The 19,716-nt window shown below is 68.8% G+C and carries 17 protein-coding genes; 7 read left to right on the top strand and 10 right to left on the bottom strand.

The features are described from left to right. Positions 1-37: 37 nt before the first annotated feature. Both V6M51_RS01940 and V6M51_RS01945 read right to left on the bottom strand, forming a co-directional pair. Positions 38-1,090 carry a PepSY-associated TM helix domain-containing protein gene (locus V6M51_RS01940; RefSeq protein WP_332764166.1) on the bottom strand — a complete coding sequence of 351 codons (1,053 nt, stop codon included), beginning with the start codon at positions 1,088-1,090 and terminating at the stop codon, positions 38-40. After that, complete coding sequence (locus tag V6M51_RS01945; RefSeq protein WP_332764167.1) at positions 1,090-3,237, bottom strand: TonB-dependent receptor; 2,148 nt, start codon at positions 3,235-3,237, stop codon at positions 1,090-1,092. The genes V6M51_RS01940 and V6M51_RS01945 overlap by 1 nt, the downstream gene beginning before the upstream one ends. 155 nt (positions 3,238-3,392) lie before the next feature. Here V6M51_RS01945 and V6M51_RS01950 point away from each other — a divergent pair, with 155 nt between their 5' ends. Further along, positions 3,393-4,223 carry an acyl-CoA thioesterase gene (locus V6M51_RS01950; protein WP_332764169.1) on the top strand — a complete coding sequence of 277 codons (831 nt, stop codon included), beginning with the start codon at positions 3,393-3,395 and terminating at the stop codon, positions 4,221-4,223. A gap of 73 nt (positions 4,224-4,296) precedes the next feature. Here the strand turns inward: V6M51_RS01950 and V6M51_RS01955 are convergent, their stop codons facing one another. Further along, positions 4,297-5,064 (bottom strand): tRNA1(Val) (adenine(37)-N6)-methyltransferase, encoded by a 768-nt coding sequence (locus tag V6M51_RS01955; RefSeq protein ID WP_332764171.1) that lies wholly within the window; start codon positions 5,062-5,064, stop codon positions 4,297-4,299. Between the two features lie 114 nt (positions 5,065-5,178). On the opposite strand from V6M51_RS01955, the gene V6M51_RS01960 reads away from it, so the two are divergent. Then, complete coding sequence (locus V6M51_RS01960) at positions 5,179-6,195, top strand: polyprenyl synthetase family protein (RefSeq protein ID WP_332764172.1); 1,017 nt, start codon at positions 5,179-5,181, stop codon at positions 6,193-6,195. 4 nt (positions 6,196-6,199) lie between these two features. Here V6M51_RS01960 and fumC read toward each other — a convergent pair whose 3' ends face one another. Then, positions 6,200-7,591 (bottom strand): class II fumarate hydratase, encoded by a 1,392-nt coding sequence (fumC, locus tag V6M51_RS01965; protein ID WP_332764174.1) that lies wholly within the window; start codon positions 7,589-7,591, stop codon positions 6,200-6,202. An 82-nt stretch (positions 7,592-7,673) separates the two neighbouring features. Here fumC and V6M51_RS01970 point away from each other — a divergent pair, with 82 nt between their 5' ends. Then, positions 7,674-8,057, top strand: a complete 384-nt coding sequence (locus V6M51_RS01970; RefSeq protein ID WP_332764175.1) for a RusA family crossover junction endodeoxyribonuclease — start codon at positions 7,674-7,676, stop codon at positions 8,055-8,057. Here V6M51_RS01970 and V6M51_RS01975 read toward each other — a convergent pair. The 5 genes from V6M51_RS01975 to V6M51_RS01995 all read right to left on the bottom strand — a co-directional run bounded on the left by V6M51_RS01975 (position 8,002) and on the right by V6M51_RS01995 (position 13,285). Further along, positions 8,002-9,027 (bottom strand): hypothetical protein, encoded by a 1,026-nt coding sequence (locus V6M51_RS01975; RefSeq protein ID WP_332764176.1) that lies wholly within the window; start codon positions 9,025-9,027, stop codon positions 8,002-8,004. The genes V6M51_RS01970 and V6M51_RS01975 overlap by 56 nt on opposite strands. Positions 9,028-9,174: 147 nt before the next feature. After that, entirely contained in the window at positions 9,175-9,462 is a 288-nt protein-coding gene (sciP, locus tag V6M51_RS01980; RefSeq protein WP_332764178.1) for a CtrA inhibitor SciP, read from the bottom strand. Between the two features lie 166 nt (positions 9,463-9,628). Continuing rightward, positions 9,629-11,014 (bottom strand): flagellar hook protein FlgE, encoded by a 1,386-nt coding sequence (locus V6M51_RS01985; protein WP_332764180.1) that lies wholly within the window; start codon positions 11,012-11,014, stop codon positions 9,629-9,631. A gap of 45 nt (positions 11,015-11,059) precedes the next feature. Next, a complete protein-coding gene (locus tag V6M51_RS01990) occupies positions 11,060-11,779 on the bottom strand; it encodes a flagellar hook assembly protein FlgD (RefSeq protein ID WP_332764182.1) in 720 nt (239 codons plus the stop codon). Positions 11,780-11,788: 9 nt separating this feature from the next. After that, complete coding sequence (locus tag V6M51_RS01995) at positions 11,789-13,285, bottom strand: flagellar hook-length control protein FliK (protein ID WP_332764184.1); 1,497 nt, start codon at positions 13,283-13,285, stop codon at positions 11,789-11,791. Between the two features lie 430 nt (positions 13,286-13,715). Between V6M51_RS01995 and flgK the strand changes: the two genes are divergently transcribed. After that, positions 13,716-15,806 (top strand): flagellar hook-associated protein FlgK, encoded by a 2,091-nt coding sequence (flgK, locus tag V6M51_RS02000; protein WP_332764186.1) that lies wholly within the window; start codon positions 13,716-13,718, stop codon positions 15,804-15,806. Positions 15,807-15,816: 10 nt separating this feature from the next. Then, positions 15,817-16,752 (top strand): flagellin, encoded by a 936-nt coding sequence (locus V6M51_RS02005; RefSeq protein WP_332701624.1) that lies wholly within the window; start codon positions 15,817-15,819, stop codon positions 16,750-16,752. A 5-nt stretch (positions 16,753-16,757) separates the two neighbouring features. Here V6M51_RS02005 and V6M51_RS02010 read toward each other — a convergent pair whose 3' ends face one another. Next, positions 16,758-16,943 carry a hypothetical protein gene (locus tag V6M51_RS02010; RefSeq protein WP_332764188.1) on the bottom strand — a complete coding sequence of 62 codons (186 nt, stop codon included), beginning with the start codon at positions 16,941-16,943 and terminating at the stop codon, positions 16,758-16,760. A 206-nt stretch (positions 16,944-17,149) separates the two neighbouring features. On the opposite strand from V6M51_RS02010, the gene mnmA reads away from it, so the two are divergent. After that, positions 17,150-18,307, top strand: coding sequence for a tRNA 2-thiouridine(34) synthase MnmA (gene mnmA, locus V6M51_RS02015; RefSeq protein ID WP_332764190.1), 1,158 nt, complete (start codon positions 17,150-17,152; stop codon positions 18,305-18,307). A gap of 82 nt (positions 18,308-18,389) precedes the next feature. Then, positions 18,390-19,577, top strand: coding sequence for an acetyl-CoA C-acyltransferase (locus tag V6M51_RS02020; RefSeq protein WP_332764192.1), 1,188 nt, complete (start codon positions 18,390-18,392; stop codon positions 19,575-19,577). Positions 19,578-19,716 lie beyond the last annotated feature (139 nt).

Consider the following 19,716-nt stretch of genomic DNA (forward strand, 5'->3'; position numbering starts at 1 on the left):
TCGGCGCCAGTGGAGCCGGGTTTGGGTTGACGAGGGCTTAAGCCGGGGCCGTGCGGCGTTGTCGCGGCTTGACCAGGAACGACCAGAATCCGACCCCGCCGAGGCCCGCCAGGGCGAGGCCTGACAGGAAAATCGCCAGGTCGTAGCCCCGACCGCCCACCGAGGCGGCGTGCAGGGGATAGAAGGCGTTATAGGCCCGCATGCCGGGCGCGAGCGCGCGGCTGTCCAGCGTCCCGATCGCTTGGCTGGTCGCCGGGTCGATATAGACCAGGGTGCGCCCGTTCGGGTGCCACTCGCCGGCCCTGCGCAGGCGGATGGCGGCGGGCGCCCCGGGCTTTGCCGGCCAGGCGGCCATGCGCAGGGCGGCGTCGGGGAAACGGGCCTGGGCGGCGGCGAGCGCGCGGGGCCAGTCGATGTCCCCCTGACCGGCCCTGGGCGGCTTGGGCGGCTTGATCCCCCCCGGGAAGGCGGCGGTCATCAGGGCCTGGCTCTGCTCGTGGAAGATGATCGCCCCGCCGGTCAGGCAAAGGGCGAAGACCGGGATCAGGAAGATCATGCCGGTGTCCCGGTGCGCGCCGACCAGGTCGCGGCGTCGCGCCGAGCGCGGCCAGAGTTTCCAGGCGAAGGCGCGCCAGGCGGGAAACCAGATCACCAGGCCGGTGAGGGTGAGCACGGCGCCGGCCAGGCCAACGATCCCGACGATCATCTCGCCCGGCTCGCCGGCCAGCAGCCTGTGGTGCAGGTCGAAGATCCAGGCCTCGAGCCGGGCGTTCCCGCGCCAGGCGGCGATCACCCCGCCGGACCCGTCGGCATAGGCCGAGCTCTCGCGCGCCAGGTAGACGCGATGGACGCCGAGATCGGGGCGAGCGAAGACAAGGGTCTTGATCTCGCCCGGATAGGCCTGTTCCAGCGCCTCGGCCGCCTGGCCCAGGGCCTGGGGAGTCGGTGTCACCACCTGCCGGGCGGCCGGCAGGGTGGCCCGCAGCCAGTCGTCCTTCAGCACCAGCAGGGAGCCCGAGAGCCCCAGGACGATGAGTTGCAGGGCGAGCAGCGCGCCGGCCCAGGCGTGCACGGCGCGCAGAAAACCCATCAGAAGTCCTTGGTGACGCCGAAGGCCAGCGTCCGGCCGCGGCCGGCGAAGTAGCGGGCGTTGTCGGTCGGGCCCTGGGTGTCGCTGAAATAGGTGACGTACTGCTCGTCCAACAGGTTCTGGACGCCGAGCGTCAGGGTGGCGGCCGGGGCCTTCCACGCGACGATGGCGTCGACCAGGCCGTAGCCCTCGAAGCCGTTGGCGGCGACCTCGCCCTCGAAGTCGCGGCCGTAGAACTGCTGGGCCTGCACGCGGCCCGACCAGTCGCCGCGGGTGACCTCGGCGTAGAGCAGCAGGCGGTCGGGGGCGATGTTGGCGCCGTTGAGGTCGCGGTCGACCGAGCCGTCGCCATTTGAGTCGGTGCGGCCCTCCAGGTGGGCGTAGGCGCCGCCGATGGTCAGCCAGTCGGTCGCGGCGAACCGGGCGGAGAGCTCGATCCCCTCGATCTCGGTGCGCTGGCGTTGGACCTCGAAATTGCCGCCGGCGTTCAGCACCAGCAGGGAGCCGCGGTCAGAGGTCGAGCGGAACCAAGCCGCCTGGGCCTGGAGCGGGCCGGACCCGTAGTCGAGGCCGAGTTCGATATTGTCGGAGACCACCGGGGTCACGTCGAGATAGGTGTCGACGTCGCGGTTCGGGGTGTTGATGGCCCGCAGCACCCGGCCGACGTCGGGCATGGTGAAGCCTTGGGCGTAGGAGGCGTAGGCGGTCAGGCCGTCCACGATCTCGAAGGTGGCGCCCACATTGTAGAGCGTCTCCTCGAAGCTGGGCTCGCCGCCGGCCACCTGGCGCGGGCCGTAGGCGTAGAGGGTGGTGTAGTCGTCGACCTCCAGGGTGGCGTTCTCCCGGCGCACGCCGGCGGCGAGGTTCAGGCGGCCCTCCAGCGCCGACTGGCGCAGCTGCAGGAAGGGCGACAGGCTCTTGTAGGTGGTCTCAGGAACCCAGAAGCGGCCCGTCAGAGCCAGGGCCTGGAAGGTCTTGTCGCGCAGGCCGTCGAGGCCGATCAGCATCTTGAAGCCGGGCAGGGCGGCGAAGCCGCGCTCGTAGTCGATCTTGAAGCCCTGCTTCTCGGAATTGTTGGCCGACTGGTCGAACAGCGTCCCGACCGGGGCGATGCGCGGGTCCTGGAAGTCGGCGAAGGTCCCGCCACCGAACACGCCCTGATAGTCGTGGGCGTAGGCCTGCAGGGTGAGCACGCCGCCGAACAGGCCGCGATCACGATAGGTGACCGCCGCGGAAGTGACATCGTTGACGGTGGGGAGGCCCGGGGTGCGGCCGCGCACCGCCGTGGTGGTCCGGCCGGTGGCTCGATTGCCGTTGACCGTGACGTAGTCGTTGTCGGCCTCGAGCTCGAAATGATTGACCATCACCTCCAGCCGCCGCTGGTCGGTGAGGTCGACGCCGGCCTTGCCGAACAGGGACCAGGACTTCGAATCCTGCAGCTCGCCCTGGGCGCCGTCGAAGCCGATGCGGCGCTGGTCGGCGTCATAATAAGCCCCGCGGGCCTCGTAGGACGCGCCGGCCACGAAGTCCCACCGGCCAAAGTCACGGCCGACATAGGCGGCGGTCTTCCACCCCGTGCTGTCGCCGAAGCGGTCGGGATCGGCGCTGGCCTGGGCCAGGACCCGGCCGGTGAAGCCTTCGGTTTCCTTGGGCGTGGGCGCGGTGACGTAGTTGATCACTCCGCCGGTCGCGCCGATGCCCTGGATGGCGTTGGCGCCGAACACCACCTCGACCTTGTCGATGAAGAAGGGATCGATGGTGAAGCCGTCGCGGCTGTCGTCGCGCAGCGGCGTCGACTGCGGGACGCCGTCCACCAGGTAGAGCGGGGAGCGGCCGCGCAGGGTCTCGCCAAAGCCCGACAGCTTCTGGCGGGTGGGGGAGAAGGACGGCGCCAGGTTGGACACCGTCTCCACGGCCGAGAAGCCGAGCGCGGTCTGGGATTGTATGGCCGCCTGGTCGATCACCTGGATGGTGGCCGGGACGGTGGAGCGCGGCGCCTCGAAGCGCGTCGCCGTGATGATCAGCTCGCCGATATCGACCGGCTGGTCACCCGGCGCGGCGTCTCCGGCGACCTGGGCCTGGGCGGCGGTGGCGATCAGCAGGGCGGCCAGGGCGCAGCCGGCGGCGAGGGAGATTCTACGGGGCAAGGCGGTCTCGGACTCCAAGGACAGGCCGTGGTGAAATCAGAGGCAATAATGCAAGTCAATCGCATTTGCAGGAAGTGACGGGGTCATTACCTCGCGCGTCATGGACAAGGACCGGGGAATTGCGCACGATCGGTCACTTATCTCGTGAGGCTCGTATGACCGACACCATGACCGCCGAACATCCGCTGGACCGGACGCTGAACCTGGAGCCGCAGCGCGCGGGCCTCTACCGGGGCGCGACGACCCCGGACTATTGGAACATGGCGGGGCCGTTCGGCGGGACCACGGCGGCGACCCTGCTGAAGGCGGTGCTGGACCACCCGGAACGGCGCGGCCGGCCGGTGGCCCTGACCGTGAACTTCTGCGCGGCCTTGGCCCAGGGCGAATTCGAGATCGCCGTGCGGCTGGTGCGCGACGGGCGCTCCACCCAGCACTGGAACGTGGAGATGACCCAGGGCGAGACCGTGGCCAGCACCGCCAGCGTGGTGACCGGCGCCGAGCGCGAAACCTGGAGCCACGCCGCAGCCCGCCCGCCGGAGATGCCGCCCGCCCGCGATCTGCCGGTCATGTCCACGGAGGGCCGCAATGCCTGGCTGCAGCGCTACGAGTTCCGCTATGCGCGCGGCGAACCCACGCGCGGCAACGGATCGAGCCCCGAGCAGCCGGGTCCGGCTCTGAGCCAGGCTTGGGTGCGCGACTTGCCCGCGCGGCCGCTGGACTATCTCGCGCTCGCGGCGCTCAGCGACACCTTCGTGGTCAAGATCCTCAACGTGCGCGGCGACATCCCGCCGGTCGCCACGGTCTCGCTCTCCACCTATTTCATGGCCGACGAGGCGGCCCTGGCGCGGCAGGGCTCCCGGCCCCTGGCGACGACCAGCGACGCCCGCGCGTTCAAGCACGGCTTCAACGACCAGAGCGCCGAGCTGTGGAGCGACGACGGCCAACTGCTGGCCGTGTCGCACCAGGTGGTGTGGTTCAAGGGCTGAGGCGGGGAGCCGACAAGCCCCTACCCTCCATTCATCCCCGCTTTCGCGGGGATGAATCGAATTGGGGGATGGCTCAGCGCCAGGCCAGATCCGCCTCGCCGCGCAGGATCGCTTCGGCTTCGGCCGTGTGCTTGGCGCCCTCGCGCGGGTGCAGGACCAGGGCCGGCAGGAGCTGCAGCGGCGCCTTGCCGGTCTTGATCGCCCGGACGAGGACCCGCTTGGCCGGGGCGTCGGCATGGGGGTGGACGGGGCGCACCTGGAAGGAGCCGGCCTTGGGCGCCAGCAGGGCCAGGATGTCGGCCAGCCGGTCGGCGCGGTGGATCAGGGTGATGGTCCCGCCCTCGCGCACCGCCTTCAGCAGGAAACCCGTCCAGGTGGAGAGCCCGCCATCGGCCATCCAGGCGTCGCGCTTGGCCGGCGCCGGCGCGCGCAGGGCGGCGGGATCGTCAAAGAAGGGCGGGTTGGCCATCACCGCGTCGAAAGGCGCTAGGTCGAGCGCCTTGAAGGGGCGGGCGACGTCGCCATCCAGGATTGCGACCCGGCCGGAGAGGCCGTTCGCCGCGACGTTCTCGCGGGCCAGGGCCGCCGCCGCGGCGTCGCGCTCCAGGCCGGTGAAGCGGGCGCCCGGACGGCGGACCGCGGCGGGCAGCAAGACGCCCCCGGCCCCGCAGCCGGCCTCCAGCACCCGAGCGCCCTCAGCGGCGTCGCAGGCGGCGGCCAGCAGGGCGGCGTCCAGGCCCGCCCGATAGCCGCCGAGCGCCTGGCGCAACAGCACCCGGCCGCCCAGCAGGCGATCCTCGGAGGGGGGCTTGGTCGGGGAAGAGTGTGGCGTGGTTTCCATGGCTCGGCGCAGAGGGCCAAGGCCCGCCTTGACCGTGCCCTATCGCGTGACCATTGTCCCCGGCAAATGACGACGCCTCCCCGCATCGTCAGGCTGCACAGGAGTTAGACGCAGTTGGACGCAGCCAGCGCCGCCATTTCCCGCGAAAAGCCGGCCTCGATCGACGGGCTGCTGGAGCTCGCGCGCCCGGACATGGACAAGGTCGACGCGCTGATCCGCGACCGGATGCAGAGCCCGGTTTCGGTGATCCCGGCCCTCGCCGAACACCTGATCGGCGGCTCGGCCAAGCGTCTGCGTCCCTTGCTGACCATCGCCGCGGCCCGGGTGTCGGGCGCCCAGGACGACGCCTGTCTGAAACTGGCCGCTGCGGTGGAGTTCATCCACACCGCCACCCTGCTGCACGACGACGTGGTCGACTCTTCCCAGCTGCGCCGAGGCAAGGTCGCCGCCCACCTGATCTGGGGCGCGCCGGCCAGCGTGCTGGTGGGGGATTTCCTGTTCGCCCGGGCCTTCGAACTGATGGTCGAGGCCGGCTCCATGCAGGCCCTGGAGATCCTGGCCCGCGCCAGCCGTGTGATCGCCGAGGGCGAGGTGCTGCAGCTCACCCGCGCCCACGACCTGAACCTGGGCCAGGATCTGTATCTCGAGATCATCACCGCCAAGACCGCCGAGCTGTTCGCCGCCGCCGCCGAGGCTGGGGCGGTCTCGGCCGGGGCGAGCCCCGCGCGCTGCAAGGCCCTACGCCGGTTCGGCCAGGACCTGGGCCTGGCCTTCCAGCTGGTCGACGACGCCCTGGACTACAGCGGGACCAGCAAGGGTCTGGGCAAGAACCCCGGCGACGACTTCCGTGAAGGCAAGGCCACCCTGCCGTTGCTGCTGGCCATCGCCCGCACCGGCCCGGCCGAGGCGGCGTTCTGGCAGCGCACGGTGGACCGGCTGGACCAGCAGGACGGCGACTTCGAGCGCGCGTCCGGCCTGATCGCCTCGTCCGGCGCCGATGACGCCACCCTGGACCTGGCCAGCGACTACGCCGTGGCCGCCAAGACCCAGCTCGCCGAGTTCGCCGCCAACAATTCCTGGCGACCGGCCCTGGAAGACCTGGCCGACTTCGCCGTCAGCCGGCGGATGTAGGGCCTCACCCCGGCGAGATCATCTTCTCCGGGCGGACCAGGGCGTCGAACTCCTCGTTGGTCACATAGCCGCCGCCGACGGCTTCCTCGCGCAGGGTTGTGCCGTTCTTGTGCGCGGTCTTGGCGATCTTGGCGGCGTTGTCGTAGCCGATCTTGCCGTTCAGCGCGGTCACCAGCATCAGCGAGCGCTCGAGCGCGGCCTTGATGTTGTCCTCGCGGGCCTCGATGCCGACCACGCAGTTGTCGGTGAAGCTGACCGCGGCGTCGGCCATCAGGCGGCAGGACTGCAGGAAATTGTAGGCCATCACCGGGTTGAAGACGTTCAGCTCGAAATGGCCCGAGGCGCCGGCGAAGGTGAGGGTCGCGTTGTTCCCGAACACCTGGGTGCAGACCATGGTCAGCGCCTCGCACTGGGTCGGGTTGACCTTGCCCGGCATGATCGAGGAGCCCGGCTCGTTCTCCGGCAGGGCCAGTTCGCCCAGGCCCGAGCGGGGGCCCGAGCCCAGGAACCGGATGTCGTTGGCGATCTTGAACAGGCTGCCGGCCATGGTGTTGATCGCCCCGTGGCTGAACACCATGGCGTCATGGGCGGCCAGGGCCTCGAACTTGTTGGGGGCGGTGATGAAGGGCAGGTGGGTGATGTCGGCGATCTTCTTGGCCACCAGCTCGGCGAAGCCAACCGGGGCGTTGAGGCCGGTGCCGACCGCGGTGCCGCCTTGGGCCAGCTCGTAAAGGCCGTGCAGGGTGTCCTTGATCCGCCGCACGCCGTTGGCGAGCTGCTGGCGATAGCCTGAGAACTCCTGGCCCAGGGTCAGCGGCGTGGCGTCCTGGGTGTGGGTGCGGCCGATCTTGATGATGTGGGCGAAGGCCTTTTCCTTGGTCTTCAGCGCCGCATGCAGGTGCTCGAGCGCCGGCATCAGCTCCTTGGCCACCTGCTCGGCGCAGGCGATGTGCATGGCCGTCGGATAGGTGTCGTTGGACGACTGGCTCATATTGACGTGGTCGTTGGGGTGAACGGGCGACTTGGAGCCCATCACCCCGCCCAGCATCTCGATGGCGCGGTTCGAGATCACCTCGTTGGCGTTCATGTTCGACTGGGTGCCGGAGCCGGTCTGCCAGACCACCAGGGGGAAATGGTCGTCGAGCTTGCCGTCGATCACCTCCTGGGCGGCCGCGACGATGGCGGCGCCGATCTTCGGGTCCAGCTTGCCGAGCTCCATATTGGCCTCGGCCGCGGCGCGCTTGACGATGCCCAGGGCGCGGATCACCGGCTTGGGCTGCCTTTCCCAGCCGATCTTGAAGTTGCCGATCGAGCGCTGCGACTGGGCGCCCCAATAGACATCCGCCGCGACCTCGATGGGGCCGAAGGTGTCGGTTTCGGTGCGGGTCGCGCTCATGGTCTCATCTCCGGCGAAAATCTCCGGGCCGGTTTAGCGAACGGGCGGGAGACTGCAAGGCGGCGCCGGACTATGGACGGATATGGACGAGACCTGGACCCAGCACGGCAAGGTGCGCGCCCGCGAAGGCGACGGCTTCATGGAGGTGGTGGTCGAGGGGCTGACCACCCAGTCGAAATACTACAAGCCGCTGATCTACGAGTTCTTCCGCAAGGCCTGGCGCGGCTCGCGCCCGGCCTGGGGCGAGTTCGCCGTCGACATCGTGATGGAATATGTCGGCGATCCACCCTGGATCGACCTCGACAACCTCGCCAAGGCCATCCTCGACGCGATCAAGGGCTACGCCTTCCATGACGACGCCCAGGTGGCGCGGCTGCTGGTGGAGCGGCGCGCCGGCGAACGCGAGCGGATCATCGTGCTGGTGCGGAAGGTCGCGGAGCCGGCTGGACCGTTTGCAGCGCGGTGAGCGCGGGCGCGGGGGTGATCGGGCCGCAGACGAACATGCTCAGGTACCACGGCGTCTTGTTGCCCACCGTATAGGGCGTGAACGCCGCGGGCTGGGAACTGTTGACCAGGGCGAGCACCGCTGTGGCGGCGGCGGGTTCGCCGGCCGCCGCTCGCTCGAAGCGGATCTGGTAGCCGCTGGCGTTGTAGCCCGCCCGACCGTTGAGCGTCGTCGACAGCGGGCGCAGACGCACCCGCCCCAGGGTCACCGCCTTGGCCGCGTCGAGCGCCTCCCCGGCCTTGGCCCTGCTGGCCAGGATATTGGCGACCGTGCTGGCGGTCACGTAGTTGGACGTCTCTCCGCTCGGGCCCTGGCACCAGAAGACGTCGATGTCCCAGCCCTGGGCCCGGCCCTGGGAGAGCACCACCGTGTCGAGGCTGGGCGTGGCGGTCTGGCCCGGCGCCACCTCGGCGACCGCGGCCTGTTCGGCTATGGGGGCCACGGAACCGTCGGCCGGCCGTGGAACGGCGGCGTCCGCCTGGGCCTGGGCCTGGGCCTGCAGCTTGGCCACGACGGTGGGGCTGCTGGTCTCCGGGTTCTTGAGGATCTGGCGCAGTCCGACGCGGTAGGTGTCGAACTGTCTCTGAGCCTGCGCCTTCAGCGGTTCCGGCACCTTGTACTCGGCGAAGTCCGGCACGACGTGCTCGGTGAGCTGGGAGATCACGAACAGCTTGGCGTCGCGGCGCGCCTGATCGGTCTTGTAGTCGCCGGTGAAGGTGGTCTCGTAGTCGGCGTAGAGGCCCTTCCAGTAGGTCTCCTCGGCGGCCACCGCCTTTCGGAAGTCGCCGTAGTCAGTGATCTTCTGCGCGGTGCAGCTTGTCAGGAACGTGTTGAGGCTGACGACTGCGCCGACCACCAGGGTCACGGCGGTGACGCTCTTCTGGATCGCCTCGACGACGGAGCTCTGGCCCGGGTTTGGAGCGCCGACCATGCAATCCCCCCTAGCATATTCCCGGCCAGGTTAGTCTTGGTGTCCGCACACGTCCAGGGCGATATATCGGGGCGAAAACGAAAACGGCCGCGCTGGGGGACAGCGCGGCCGCGATCTCGCGAACCTTCGTCTGGGGGGATTCAGGGTTCAGCGATACTGCTGCAACCGCGTCGTGCGCAGGCCGGCCAGGCCATGGCGGTCGATCGACTTCTGCCAGGCGAGGAATTCCTCGTTGGTCAGGGAGTAGCGCTCGCAGGCCTCGTCCAGGGTGAGCAGGCCGCCGCGCACGGCGGCCACCACCTCGGCCTTGCGCCGGATGACCCAACGCCCGGTGTCGACCGGCGGCAGATCGCTCAGCGTCAGGGGCGCGCCCGTGGGGCCGATGACATAGGGCTCGCCGCGGCTGTTCGTGCGCGTTTGCTGTTGCTGCAACATGGCTTTACGCCCTTCCGACCATCACTGTTCGGATTGAACGTAACCACCGGGACATAACATCCGGTGAATCACGATAGTAAAGGAATGGTTGCGCATTCGATCCCCGTGTACGAATTTGATACAGTCTAAGTTGTCAACCAGTGTTAAGGGTGGTTAACGCCAAGAATTACCGCTTGATGTTGATGAGTTCATCCAACATCTGGTCAGCGGTGGTGATAATCTTGGAGCAGGCCGAGTAAGCTTTCTGAGTGGTGATCAGTCCTGTAAACTCCGCCGAGAGGTCGACGGTGGACGCTTCCAGGGTAGAGGCGGCGATTTCACCCGCTCCACCGACCCCCGGTTCCTTGATCACGAATTCGCCTGAGGGAATCGTCGGCCGATATGCATTGCCGCTGACCGGCGACAACCCATCCGGATTGGGGAAGGTGGCCAGGCCGATCTTGGCGATCTTGCGAACTTCAGAGTTGTCGAAGATGGCCGAGACGATGCCGTCCTCGGAAACTTCCACGCCGACGACGTTACCCACATTGGCGCCGTCCGAGTTCACCGCGTTCACGGTGGAGGCCGAGGCGTATTGGGTGAGCTTGGCCAGGTCCAGGTCGATGGAGGAGGCCGAGATGCCGAGCGCGTTGGCCCAGCGCGGCGTCGTGACCGCGCCGGAAGCGGCGAAGTTCAGTTCGGCCGCGGCGCCGAGCGCGCCGAACAGGGTGGTGTTGGCTAGGTCGAAGGCGCCGTCGGCGGTGAACATGGTCAGGCCGGCGGCCACCTGTCCGGACGGGCCGGCGGTCACGTCGGTGGCGGGGATGGCGTAGATTTCCGAGTGCCAGGAGTTTGGCGGGGTGTCGCTCTTGAGGAAGGACACGGCGAACTTGTGGGTCGCGCCCACCGAGTCGATCACGTTCATCTCGAGGGTGAAGTCCGGCTGGGTGCCGGTGGCCGGGTTCTGGTTGACGGCCCAGTCGGCCATGGAGCGGGTCGCGGCGTTATAGGTCGCCTCGCCGGCCGAGATCGCCTGGGTCTTGTTGACATTGGCGTTGATCATCACGTTCTGGGTCGCCGCGACGGCCGCGCCCAGGTTCTTGACGTTGATCGACTCCATCAGGTTCAGGTCGGACGGGTTGACGTTGATCGTGCCGTCCGAGGCGTAGGGCCAGCCCTGCAGGTAGAGCTTGGCGTCGTTGACCATGTAGCCGTCGGCGTCGACGCTGAAGGAGCCCGAGCGCGTGAACTTGCGCGCGTCGGCCGAGGTGAGGCCCGGGCCCTTGTCGGTGACGATGAAGAAGCCGTCGCCCGAGATGCCGAGGTCGGTCGGCGAGTTGGCGCTCTGGATCAGGCCCTGCTGGCTGACGAACTGGCGGGTCACCGCCTGCACGCCGCCGGCCGAGTAGCGGCCCTTGACCGCCTGGGCGGTCACCACGTTGGCGAAGTTCACCTGGTTGCGCTTGTAGGCGGTGGTGTTGACGTTGGCGATGTTGTCGGAGATCGCCGCCAAGGCCGACGAGTTGGAGACCAGGCCGGACACGCCGGCGAGCATGGCGCTGTTGATGCTCATGGGTTCTTGCCTTCTTTCGTTGTCTTCAGGGGAGCCCGCGCGCCGTTAGGCGGCCAGCTCGGGTTCCGGGGTTGTGTCGGTTTCGGTTTCGGTTTCGGCGGTCTCTTCCGGCTGCTTGATCGAGGTGACCTTCTCCCAGCCGATCTGGACGCCGTTGACGGTGATCAGGGTCTTGCCGTCGACTTGCTCGACGCCGGTGACGACGCCCTTGACGAAGACGGTGGAGGGAACGGTCGCGCCCGTTCCATCCTTGGCGGTGATGCGCAGGGTGTAGGTCCCGCCGTTGGGCAGCTGGGCGCCCGTGCGGTCCTTACCGTTCCAGCTGAAGGTGTGGTCGCCCGCGGCGTTGTCCGTTGGCTTGACGACCTGGACGACCTTGCCCGAGCTGTTGAGCACCTCGACGGTGACGTCGGAGCCCTCGCGGTCGAGCTTGTAGTTCCACTCGGCCTTTCCGGCGGTCAGCTTGGCGTCGGCGCTGACGGCGCGCACCTCGCGGCCGATCAGGCTGACGGCGGTCTGGATGCCCGAGCCGGTGTTGCTCACCAGCTTCTCCAGCAGATCGTTGGTCAGGAGCTGCTGCTCCACCCCGGTCATCTGCACGAGTTGCTGGGTGAACTGTGTCGAGTCCATCGGCGACAGCGGATCCTGGTTTTTGATCTGCGCGGTGAGCAGGTTCAGGAAGGTGTCGAAGCTCTCGGTGAGCCGGGTGCGGCCGGTGGCCGATGTGGATCCCGTGCCGGTGGATGCTGCTGCGTCGACGGCCATGGCTGGCTCCTAGACTTTCACATCGACGCCGGAACGGGTCCGGCGTTGAGGGTTGAGGGCGCTGGCCGCTGCGAGATCGGCCGCGTCGCCGGCTGTGCCGAGCACCGCCTGGAAGGCCCGGCCGCGCCAGGCGCCGTTGGCTTGCTGCTGCTGTTGTTGTTGCTGCTGTTGGTCGGCCCAGGCCGAGCGGCCGTCGCCGGCGACGTCGAAGGAGAGGCCGCCGGACACGTCGAACCCGGCCTGCTCCAGCGCGCGCTGCAGGTCGGCCGAACGGCCACGCAACTCGTTGGCGGCATGCTGGGTCTCGAAGGACAGGGCCGCGGTCATCTTGCCGTTGGCGGCGATCTCGACGGCGACGTTCACCTGGCCGAGGCCGATGGGATTGAGCTCGACGTCGAAGCGGGTCGAGCGGCCGTCCAGCTTCTGGATGATTTGAGCGGCGAGGTTGGCGACGGTTTCGGGCGAACCGCGGACCGCGGAGTGGATCGAGGCGTGGGCCTGAGCCTGGGCGGAGGCATGGGCCGGAGCGGCTGGTCCCGCCGCCTGGGCGTCGGCGGCGTTGGCCTTGGCCGGCTCCGGCTTGGCGTTGCCCGTCGAGGGCGTGGCGACGTCGTCCTGGCTGGTGGCCGACGTATCGTCGCCAAGGCTGGCGGCGTCGGCCGCGGCGACGACGGCGGTGGGCGCATCAGGATCGGAGACCGGGGCGGCGGCGTTGGCGGGCGCGCCCTTGCGCGCCGACTCCGCGGCCTTGGCGCCGGGGGTCGCTTTCTCCTTGCCGGACTCGGTCACGGGGGCGAATTCGGCGGCGGCCTCGGCCGTGACGATTTCGGTCGGGGCGGACGCGGCCGCAGTGGTGATCGGCAGCGGCTGCGGCTGCGGCGGGACGGTTTTGGCCGCATGCGCCGGGGCCTCCGCGGGCCTGGGCATGGCGTTGAGACCCGTCGACGGCGGTGTCCGGCCGAGGTCGGGCTTGGTCTCCGGCTGGACCGGGGCCTTGGCCGAGGCGGGGGTCGCGACATCTTCCGCGGCGGGGGCCGGCGCGAGCGGTTCGGCCAGGACGGTTTCGGACGTCTTCGCTGGCTTGGCGGCCGCTGCGGCGTCGAGCGCGGTCTTCGCGGCCTGGCCGTCGGCGGCCGGCGGCGCGATCGGGGCGAAGACCGGGGCCGCGGCGGGCGCCTGGCCGTCCGTATTGGATGTCGGCTGCGGCGCGGTCTGAACGGCCGGCGCGGCGAGTTGGGCGGCGAAGGCCAGGGCGTCCGCATTGGCGCTGGGGACCAGGGAGGCGTCGACGGGGACGGCCTCGCCGGGCGCGGTCTCCTCCTTGGATCCGTCGGTCTCGCCAAACAGGCTGGTCGCGGCGTCGCCCTCGCCCTGGGCGCCGAAGAAGGCCGCCAGCAGGACCTGGAAACCCGCCGCCGCGCCCTGCGCCGAGGCGCCGGACGCAGATGCGCCGGCGGCTCCGGCGGCCGGGCTGGTGGGGGGCAGGTTGAGCAGCGGCGCTGTCATGACTTCCAGGGTCGGCCCAGAACAGGGTGGGCCGTGATCGAAGGGAGCGCTTCCTGCGCCGCGTTCATTCGGCAGGTTCGGAGCAACCTTTGCGCCACATTGGAAATTTCCAATCAACACATTGAAAAAACATCAGAAAGTTTATTTCAGAGACGAGAGGTGGTCAGGCCCTCGGGGCGCTTTTTGCCGGGCGCGAACGTGGCGATAGGTCGTCCCTGCCGCCCTGGAGCCTGCTCCGACGAGCCTTGCCGGGCGCTGCCTTCGCGATGTGGCGCCGGTCTTGCGCCGTGTTCCGCGACATCATTGGACCCCGAAAGGGACGGCGTTGAAAAATTTGTACTTTTTGCGGGTCCTCGCGCGGGCGTTCACCAATGTCCCGGCAGATTCCGCCGGGTCGGGTGACAGCCTTTGCCGAGGCGAGGGTTAAGCCATGTCGCTGACGACCGTTCTCAAGACCGCCTCATCGGGCATGCTGGCCTCGCAGGTCAGCCTGCGCGCCGTCTCCGACAACATCGCCAACGTCAACACGCCCGGTTACGTCCGCAAGACGGTCGACCAGCAGCCGCTGGTGGTCGGCGGCATGGGGATGGGCGTCGAGATATCCGGCGTCAAACGCGTCACCGACCAATACCTGCAGATGGCGACGCTCGCGGCGTCGTCGGACGCCAACCGTTGGGACGTGGTCTCGCAGTACCTGGACAACGCCCAGAGCCTGTTCGGCGACCCCTCGGGCGACAACTTCTTCTTCAGCCGCCTGGACGACGTGTTCAGCGCCTTCTCCCAGGCCGCCGACGACCCGTCCTCGTCGCTGCTCCGAAGCCAGGCGCTGTCGAAGGTTCAGGACATAATGAACGAGGGCGCCCGGATCGGCGGCCAGTTCAGCGACCTCGGCAAGACCGTCGACGCCCAGGTCAAGGCCCACGTGGATCGCGCCAACGATCTGCTGGAAACCATCAACCGGCTGAATTCCGACATCAGCCGCGCCAAGCTGGCCAACGCCGACTCCTCGGGCTCGGAGAACATCCAGAGCCAGCTGGTCGACGAACTGGCCACCATGATGAACATCCAGGTGGGTCAGAAGGCCATCGGCGGGGTCACCATCCGCTCGGCCGAGGGCCTGATGCTGGCGGGGGACGGCCAGGCCGCCAAGCTCAGCTACAACCGGACCGACGCCACCAAGGGCTATATCGCCGTCGAGCCGTCGAACGGACTCGGTTTCGCCCAGCCCATCGCCATGACCGGCGGCCGTATCCGCGGGCTGATGGATTTGCGCGACGACATCCTGCCCGGCATGCAGGACCAGCTGGGCGAGTTCATGAGCCGGGCGGCCGAGCAGATCAACGCCGCCCATAACAAGTCGGCCGCCATTCCGCCGCCGAAGGTGATGACCGGGCGCAACACAGGCCTGGACCTACCGACCGCGGTCGGCGGTTTCACGGGCCAGACGCGGATCGCCATCCTGAACCAGTCCGGCGTCGCGCAGAGCTCGGTGAGCATCGACTTCGACGCCATGACCATGACGCCCGGCGGCGCCTTCACCCCCGCGACGTTCCTGGCCAGCCTGAACGGCGCCCTTGGCGGGGCGGCGACGGCGACCTTCACCAATGGCGCCCTGAGCCTCACGGCGGCCGGAACCAACGGCCTGGCCATCGACGAGGGCACGTCGAACAAGTCGGGACGAGCCTTCTCGCACTTCTTCGGCCTCAATGACCTGATCCGCACCGACGGGACGGGCACCTACGACACCAGCCTGGCCAGCACCGATCCGCACGGCTTCACCCCCGGCGACACCATCAGTTTCCGCCTGGCCCAGGAGGACGGCAAGCCGATCCGCGACGTCTCCGTCGCCGTGCCGGCGGGGACCACCATGGCCAACCTGCTGACCGCGCTCAACGACCCCACCACAGGCGTCGGGCTCTACGGGTCGTTCTCCCTGGACAGCAAGGGCGCGCTGTCCTTCGCCGGATCGGCTCCGCTGAACGCCAACCTTTCGGTGACCCAGGACCTGACCGAGCGCGGCGTGGGCGGGCCGTCCATGAGCCAGCTCTTCGGCCTGGGCACGGTGGAGCGCGCCGGGCGCGCCGGCCGCTACAAGGTCGATCCGGCGCTGACCTCAAATCCGATGAAACTCAGCCTGGCCACCCTCGATCTGTCGGTGGCCGCTGGCCAGCCGGCGGTCACCGCCGGCGACGGTCGCGGCGCACGGCTGATCGCCGCCGCCGGTGACGTGACCACCGACTTCAGCGCCGCGGGCGAGCTCGGCAAGGTGACCATGACCGTGTCGCGCTACGCCTCGGAGTTCGGCGGCTCGATCGGCCGCCAGGCCCAGGGCGCGGAGACCCGCAAACAGAGCGCCGAGTCGGTCTCCAATGAGGCCATGGCGCGCCGCCAGTCGGTTGAGGGCGTCAATATCGACGAAGAGCTCGTCCGGCTGACCACCTATCAACAAGCCTTCAACGCCTCGGCCCGGATGATCCAGGCCGCCAAGGACATGTTCGATGTCCTGACCAACATGATCTAGGGCCAACGCCATGAACCGCGTTTCCACGACCGGCAACTACAACCAGGTGCTCTCCAACATCATGGCCGCCCAGCAGCGGCAGATGGAGGCGGGCAACCAGGTCGCGACCCAGAAGAAGGGCAGCGATCTCAAGGATTTCTCGCGCAACGCCGACATGCTGACCGCCATGCGGTCCATCGACGTGCGCCTGGGCGGCTATCTGGAGCAGAACAAGCTGATCTCCGACAAGCTGACCACCCAGGACTTCGGCCTCAACCAGGTGGCCGAGTCGGCCGACGGGGTCCGCCAGGCCATCGCCGAGTCCCTGGCCTCCGGACGCGCCGACACCCTGATGCAGGACATCCGGGGCTACTTCCGCAACGGCGTCGAGGGGATGAACGCCCGCTACGGCGGCAAATACCTGTTCGCCGGCGGCAAGATCGACACCCTGCCGGTCACCGCCACCGCGATGGCGGACCTGACCAATCCCGGAACGCCGCTGATCTCGGACTTCTTCCAGAACGACGACTTCATCACTCAAGCCAAGATCGACGACTCCACCACGGTCAACACCGGCCTGCTGGCCGACAATATCGGCACCGACCTGCTGCAGGCGTTCAAGGACATCCAGGTGTTCGAGGAAGGCGGCTCGGGGCCGTTCACCGGCGAGCTGACCACGGCTCAGCAGACCTTCCTCGAGGGCATCCTTGCGACCTGGGATACGGTCCACAAGGACATCATCAACGAAACCGCGCGCAACGGCATGGTCCAGAAGCGGGTGGAGTCGGTGAAGAAGGACCTGGTTTCACGGCAGGACAGCCTGCAGGGGATGATGGGCGAGATCACCGACGCCGACATGACGCTGGCGATCAGCGCCCTGGAGCAGGCCCAGCTGTCGGTCCAGGCGGCGTCACAGGTCTTCCTGACCTTGCAGAACAGCTCGCTGCTGAACGTGCTGCAGCCGTAAGGCTTCTACAGATTGAACTCCGCGCCGAGGCGGGCGACCAGGCGTTCGCCGGTCCAGACCTCGACGGCGCAATTCTCCTGCCGCAGGGCGTCAGCCTGGGCAAGCGCGGCCTCGTCGTCGGAAAACTGCAATTCGCGCGCGTCCCAAATGCGTTCTTGCGGACCCAGGACATAGAGGCGGTACGAAGTCATTGGCGCATCCCTTCCAAAAGACAGGTGGGAGCACAGCTCTCAGTCGTCGGTGGTCCTGACCTCTACTCTCCGACGACTTGCCAATCATACACCCAGGCAAGAATGACGACGATCACGCTTTCGCCATGACTTTCGGCCGGCCGACCGACATTTCACAGTCCAGGCGCATCTCGCAATGCCGACCGGCAGCGTCTACATAGCAGCCCATGAACGCCCCCTTCGCCGACAGCGCCGTCGAAGCCGCCCGGGCCGCCGTGGGCCTGCCCGCCGGCGCGCGCGTGGTCGCGGCCATGTCCGGCGGGGTGGATTCCACAGTGACCGCGGCGCTGCTCGCGCGGGCCGGCTACGACGTGGTCGGCGTCACCCTGCAGCTCTACGATCACGGGGCGGCGGTGCAGAAGAAGGGCGCCTGCTGCGCGGGCCAGGACATCCACGACGCCCGCACGGCGGCCGACGCGCTGAACATCCCCCATTACGTCCTCGACTATGAGAGCCGCTTCAAGCAGCAGGTGATCGAGGATTTCGCGGACGCCTATCTGCGCGGTGAGACGCCGGTCCCCTGCATCCGCTGCAATCAGACGGTGAAGTTCCGCGACCTGCTGGACGTCGCCCGCGAGCTGGGCGCCCAGGCCATGGCTACCGGACACTATGTGCGCCGCGCCGAGGGCGTGGATGGGCCGGAGCTGCGCCGGGCCGCAGATTCCGCGCGCGACCAGAGCTACTTCCTGTTCGCCACCACGCGCGACCAGCTGGACTTCCTGCGCTTCCCGCTGGGCGGACTGCCGAAGCCGGAGGTGCGCCGGGTGGCCGCCGAACTGGGCCTGGCCGCCGCCGACAAGCCCGACAGTCAGGACATCTGCTTCGTGCCGGAGGGCCGCTACACAACGGTGATCGACCGCCTGCGCCCGCATGGGGCCGAGCCCGGCGATGTGGTGCACATGGACGGCCGGGTGCTGGGCCGCCACGAGGGCGTCACCCGCTACACCATCGGCCAGCGCCGGGGCCTGAACATCGCCGTGGGCGATCCGCTGTTCGTGGTCAGGATCGACGCGGAAGCGCGCCAGGTGGTGGTCGGGCCGCGCGAGGCCCTGCTGACCCGCGCGCTGACGCTCAAGGAAACCAACTGGCTGGGCGAGACCGGCACGATCGGCGAGGCCGCCGGTCGCCCGGTCCTGGCCCGGGTGCGCTCCACCCGCGAGCCGGTCCCGGGGCATCTGACCTTCGAGAACGGCGTGGCCGGCGTGGCGCTCAGCGAGCCGGAGGAGGGCGTCGCCCCCGGCCAGGCCTGCGTGCTCTACGCCCCCGAGGCGCCCGACCGGGTGCTGGGCGGCGGCTTCATCGAGGCCACCGTCCGGGCGCTCTGAGCAGGGCGTTTGCTTCCGTGGCGGGCTTGAACTCGTCCATTGTGCGGCGCACATGAGCCAGGAACATTTCCGGAGCCCGCCCATGTCCGCCGCCGATCCCGTCGTCATCGCCTCCTATGCCCGCACGCCCATCGGCGGCTTCCAGGGCGTGCTTTCCCCGGTCAAGGCCACCGATCTCGGCGCGGCGGCGGTCAAGGCGGCGGTGGAGCGGGCAGGGCTCAGCCCCGACGCCGTCCAGCAGATCATCATGGGCTGCGTCCTGCCGGGCGGCCTGGGCCAGGCCCCGGCCCGCCAGGCGGCCCTGGGCGCGGGCCTGCCCAAGTCGGTGGAGGCCACCACCGTCAACAAGATGTGCGGCTCGGGCATGCAGGCCGCGATCATGGCCCATGACGCCCTGGCCGCCGGCTCGGTGGACATCGTCATCGCCGGGGGCATGGAGAGCATGACCAACGCCCCCTACCTGCTGGCCAAGCACCGCGGCGGGGCCCGCATCGGCCACGATACGATCTCGGACTCCATGTACCTGGACGGCCTGGAGGACGCCTATGATCCCGGCCGGTTGATGGGCTCCTTCGCCGACGAGACCGCCAAGGCCTACCAGTTCACCCGCGAGGCCATGGACGAGTACGCCATTTCCTCGCTGACCCGCGCCAAGGCGGCCACCGAGAGCGGCGCCTTCGCCCGCGAGATCACCCCGGTCCAGGTGGTGAGCCGCAAGGGGACCGAGACCGTCTCGGCCGACGAACAGCCTTTGAAGGCCGATCCAGCCAAGATCCCGACGCTGAAGCCCGCCTTCGGCAAGGACGGCGCGATCACGGCGGCCAACGCCAGCTCCATCAGCGACGGGGCCGCGGCCCTGGTCCTGACCCGCGCCTCGGTGGCCGAGAAGCTGGGCCTGAAGGTGGTGGCCCGGGTGGTCAGCCATGCCGGCCATGCCCATGAGCCGGGCCTCTTCACCACCGCTCCGGTCCCGGCCATGCAGAAGGCGCTGGCCAAGGCCGGCTGGAGCGCCAAGGACGTCGACCTCTGGGAGGTCAACGAGGCCTTCGCCGTGGTGTCGATGATCGCCGAGCGGGATCTGGGCATCGACCGGGCGCAGCTGAACGTCAACGGCGGCGCCTGCGCGCTGGGCCACCCCATCGGCGCCTCGGGCGCGCGGATCCTGGCGACCCTGCTCTCGGCGCTGGAGGCCCGCGGCGGCAAGAAGGGCGTCGCCAGCCTCTGCATAGGGGGTGGAGAAGCGACCGCGATGGCGGTGGAGTTGGTCTAGGGTCCAATTCCTCCCCCAGCGCGCAGCGCGATTTGGGGGAGGTGGATCGTCGCCTCTTTGCGACGAGACGGAGGGGGTTGAAGCCCACAAGCGAGTCAAAGTCCCCCTCAGTCAGCTTCGCCGACAGCTCCCCCAGAGG

Source organism: Phenylobacterium sp. (assembly GCF_036677185.1).
Classification (GTDB): Bacteria; Pseudomonadota; Alphaproteobacteria; order Caulobacterales; family Caulobacteraceae; genus Phenylobacterium.

Coding starts and splice junctions, on each gene's coding strand:
- V6M51_RS01940 (WP_332764166.1), bottom strand. CDS start 1,090: ATGGGTTTTCTGCGCGCCGTGCACGCCTGGGCCGGCGCGCTGCTCGCC.
- V6M51_RS01950 (WP_332764169.1), top strand. CDS start 3,393: ATGACCGACACCATGACCGCCGAACATCCGCTGGACCGGACGCTGAAC.
- V6M51_RS01955 (WP_332764171.1), bottom strand. CDS start 5,064: ATGGAAACCACGCCACACTCTTCCCCGACCAAGCCCCCCTCCGAGGAT.
- fumC (WP_332764174.1), bottom strand. CDS start 7,591: ATGAGCGCGACCCGCACCGAAACCGACACCTTCGGCCCCATCGAGGTC.
- V6M51_RS01970 (WP_332764175.1), top strand. CDS start 7,674: ATGGACGAGACCTGGACCCAGCACGGCAAGGTGCGCGCCCGCGAAGGC.
- V6M51_RS01975 (WP_332764176.1), bottom strand. CDS start 9,027: ATGGTCGGCGCTCCAAACCCGGGCCAGAGCTCCGTCGTCGAGGCGATC.
- sciP (WP_332764178.1), bottom strand. CDS start 9,462: ATGTTGCAGCAACAGCAAACGCGCACGAACAGCCGCGGCGAGCCCTAT.
- V6M51_RS01985 (WP_332764180.1), bottom strand. CDS start 11,014: ATGAGCATCAACAGCGCCATGCTCGCCGGCGTGTCCGGCCTGGTCTCC.
- V6M51_RS01990 (WP_332764182.1), bottom strand. CDS start 11,779: ATGGCCGTCGACGCAGCAGCATCCACCGGCACGGGATCCACATCGGCC.
- V6M51_RS01995 (WP_332764184.1), bottom strand. CDS start 13,285: ATGACAGCGCCGCTGCTCAACCTGCCCCCCACCAGCCCGGCCGCCGGA.
- flgK (WP_332764186.1), top strand. CDS start 13,716: ATGTCGCTGACGACCGTTCTCAAGACCGCCTCATCGGGCATGCTGGCC.
- V6M51_RS02005 (WP_332701624.1), top strand. CDS start 15,817: ATGAACCGCGTTTCCACGACCGGCAACTACAACCAGGTGCTCTCCAAC.
- V6M51_RS02010 (WP_332764188.1), bottom strand. CDS start 16,943: ATGACTTCGTACCGCCTCTATGTCCTGGGTCCGCAAGAACGCATTTGG.
- mnmA (WP_332764190.1), top strand. CDS start 17,150: ATGAACGCCCCCTTCGCCGACAGCGCCGTCGAAGCCGCCCGGGCCGCC.
- V6M51_RS02020 (WP_332764192.1), top strand. CDS start 18,390: ATGTCCGCCGCCGATCCCGTCGTCATCGCCTCCTATGCCCGCACGCCC.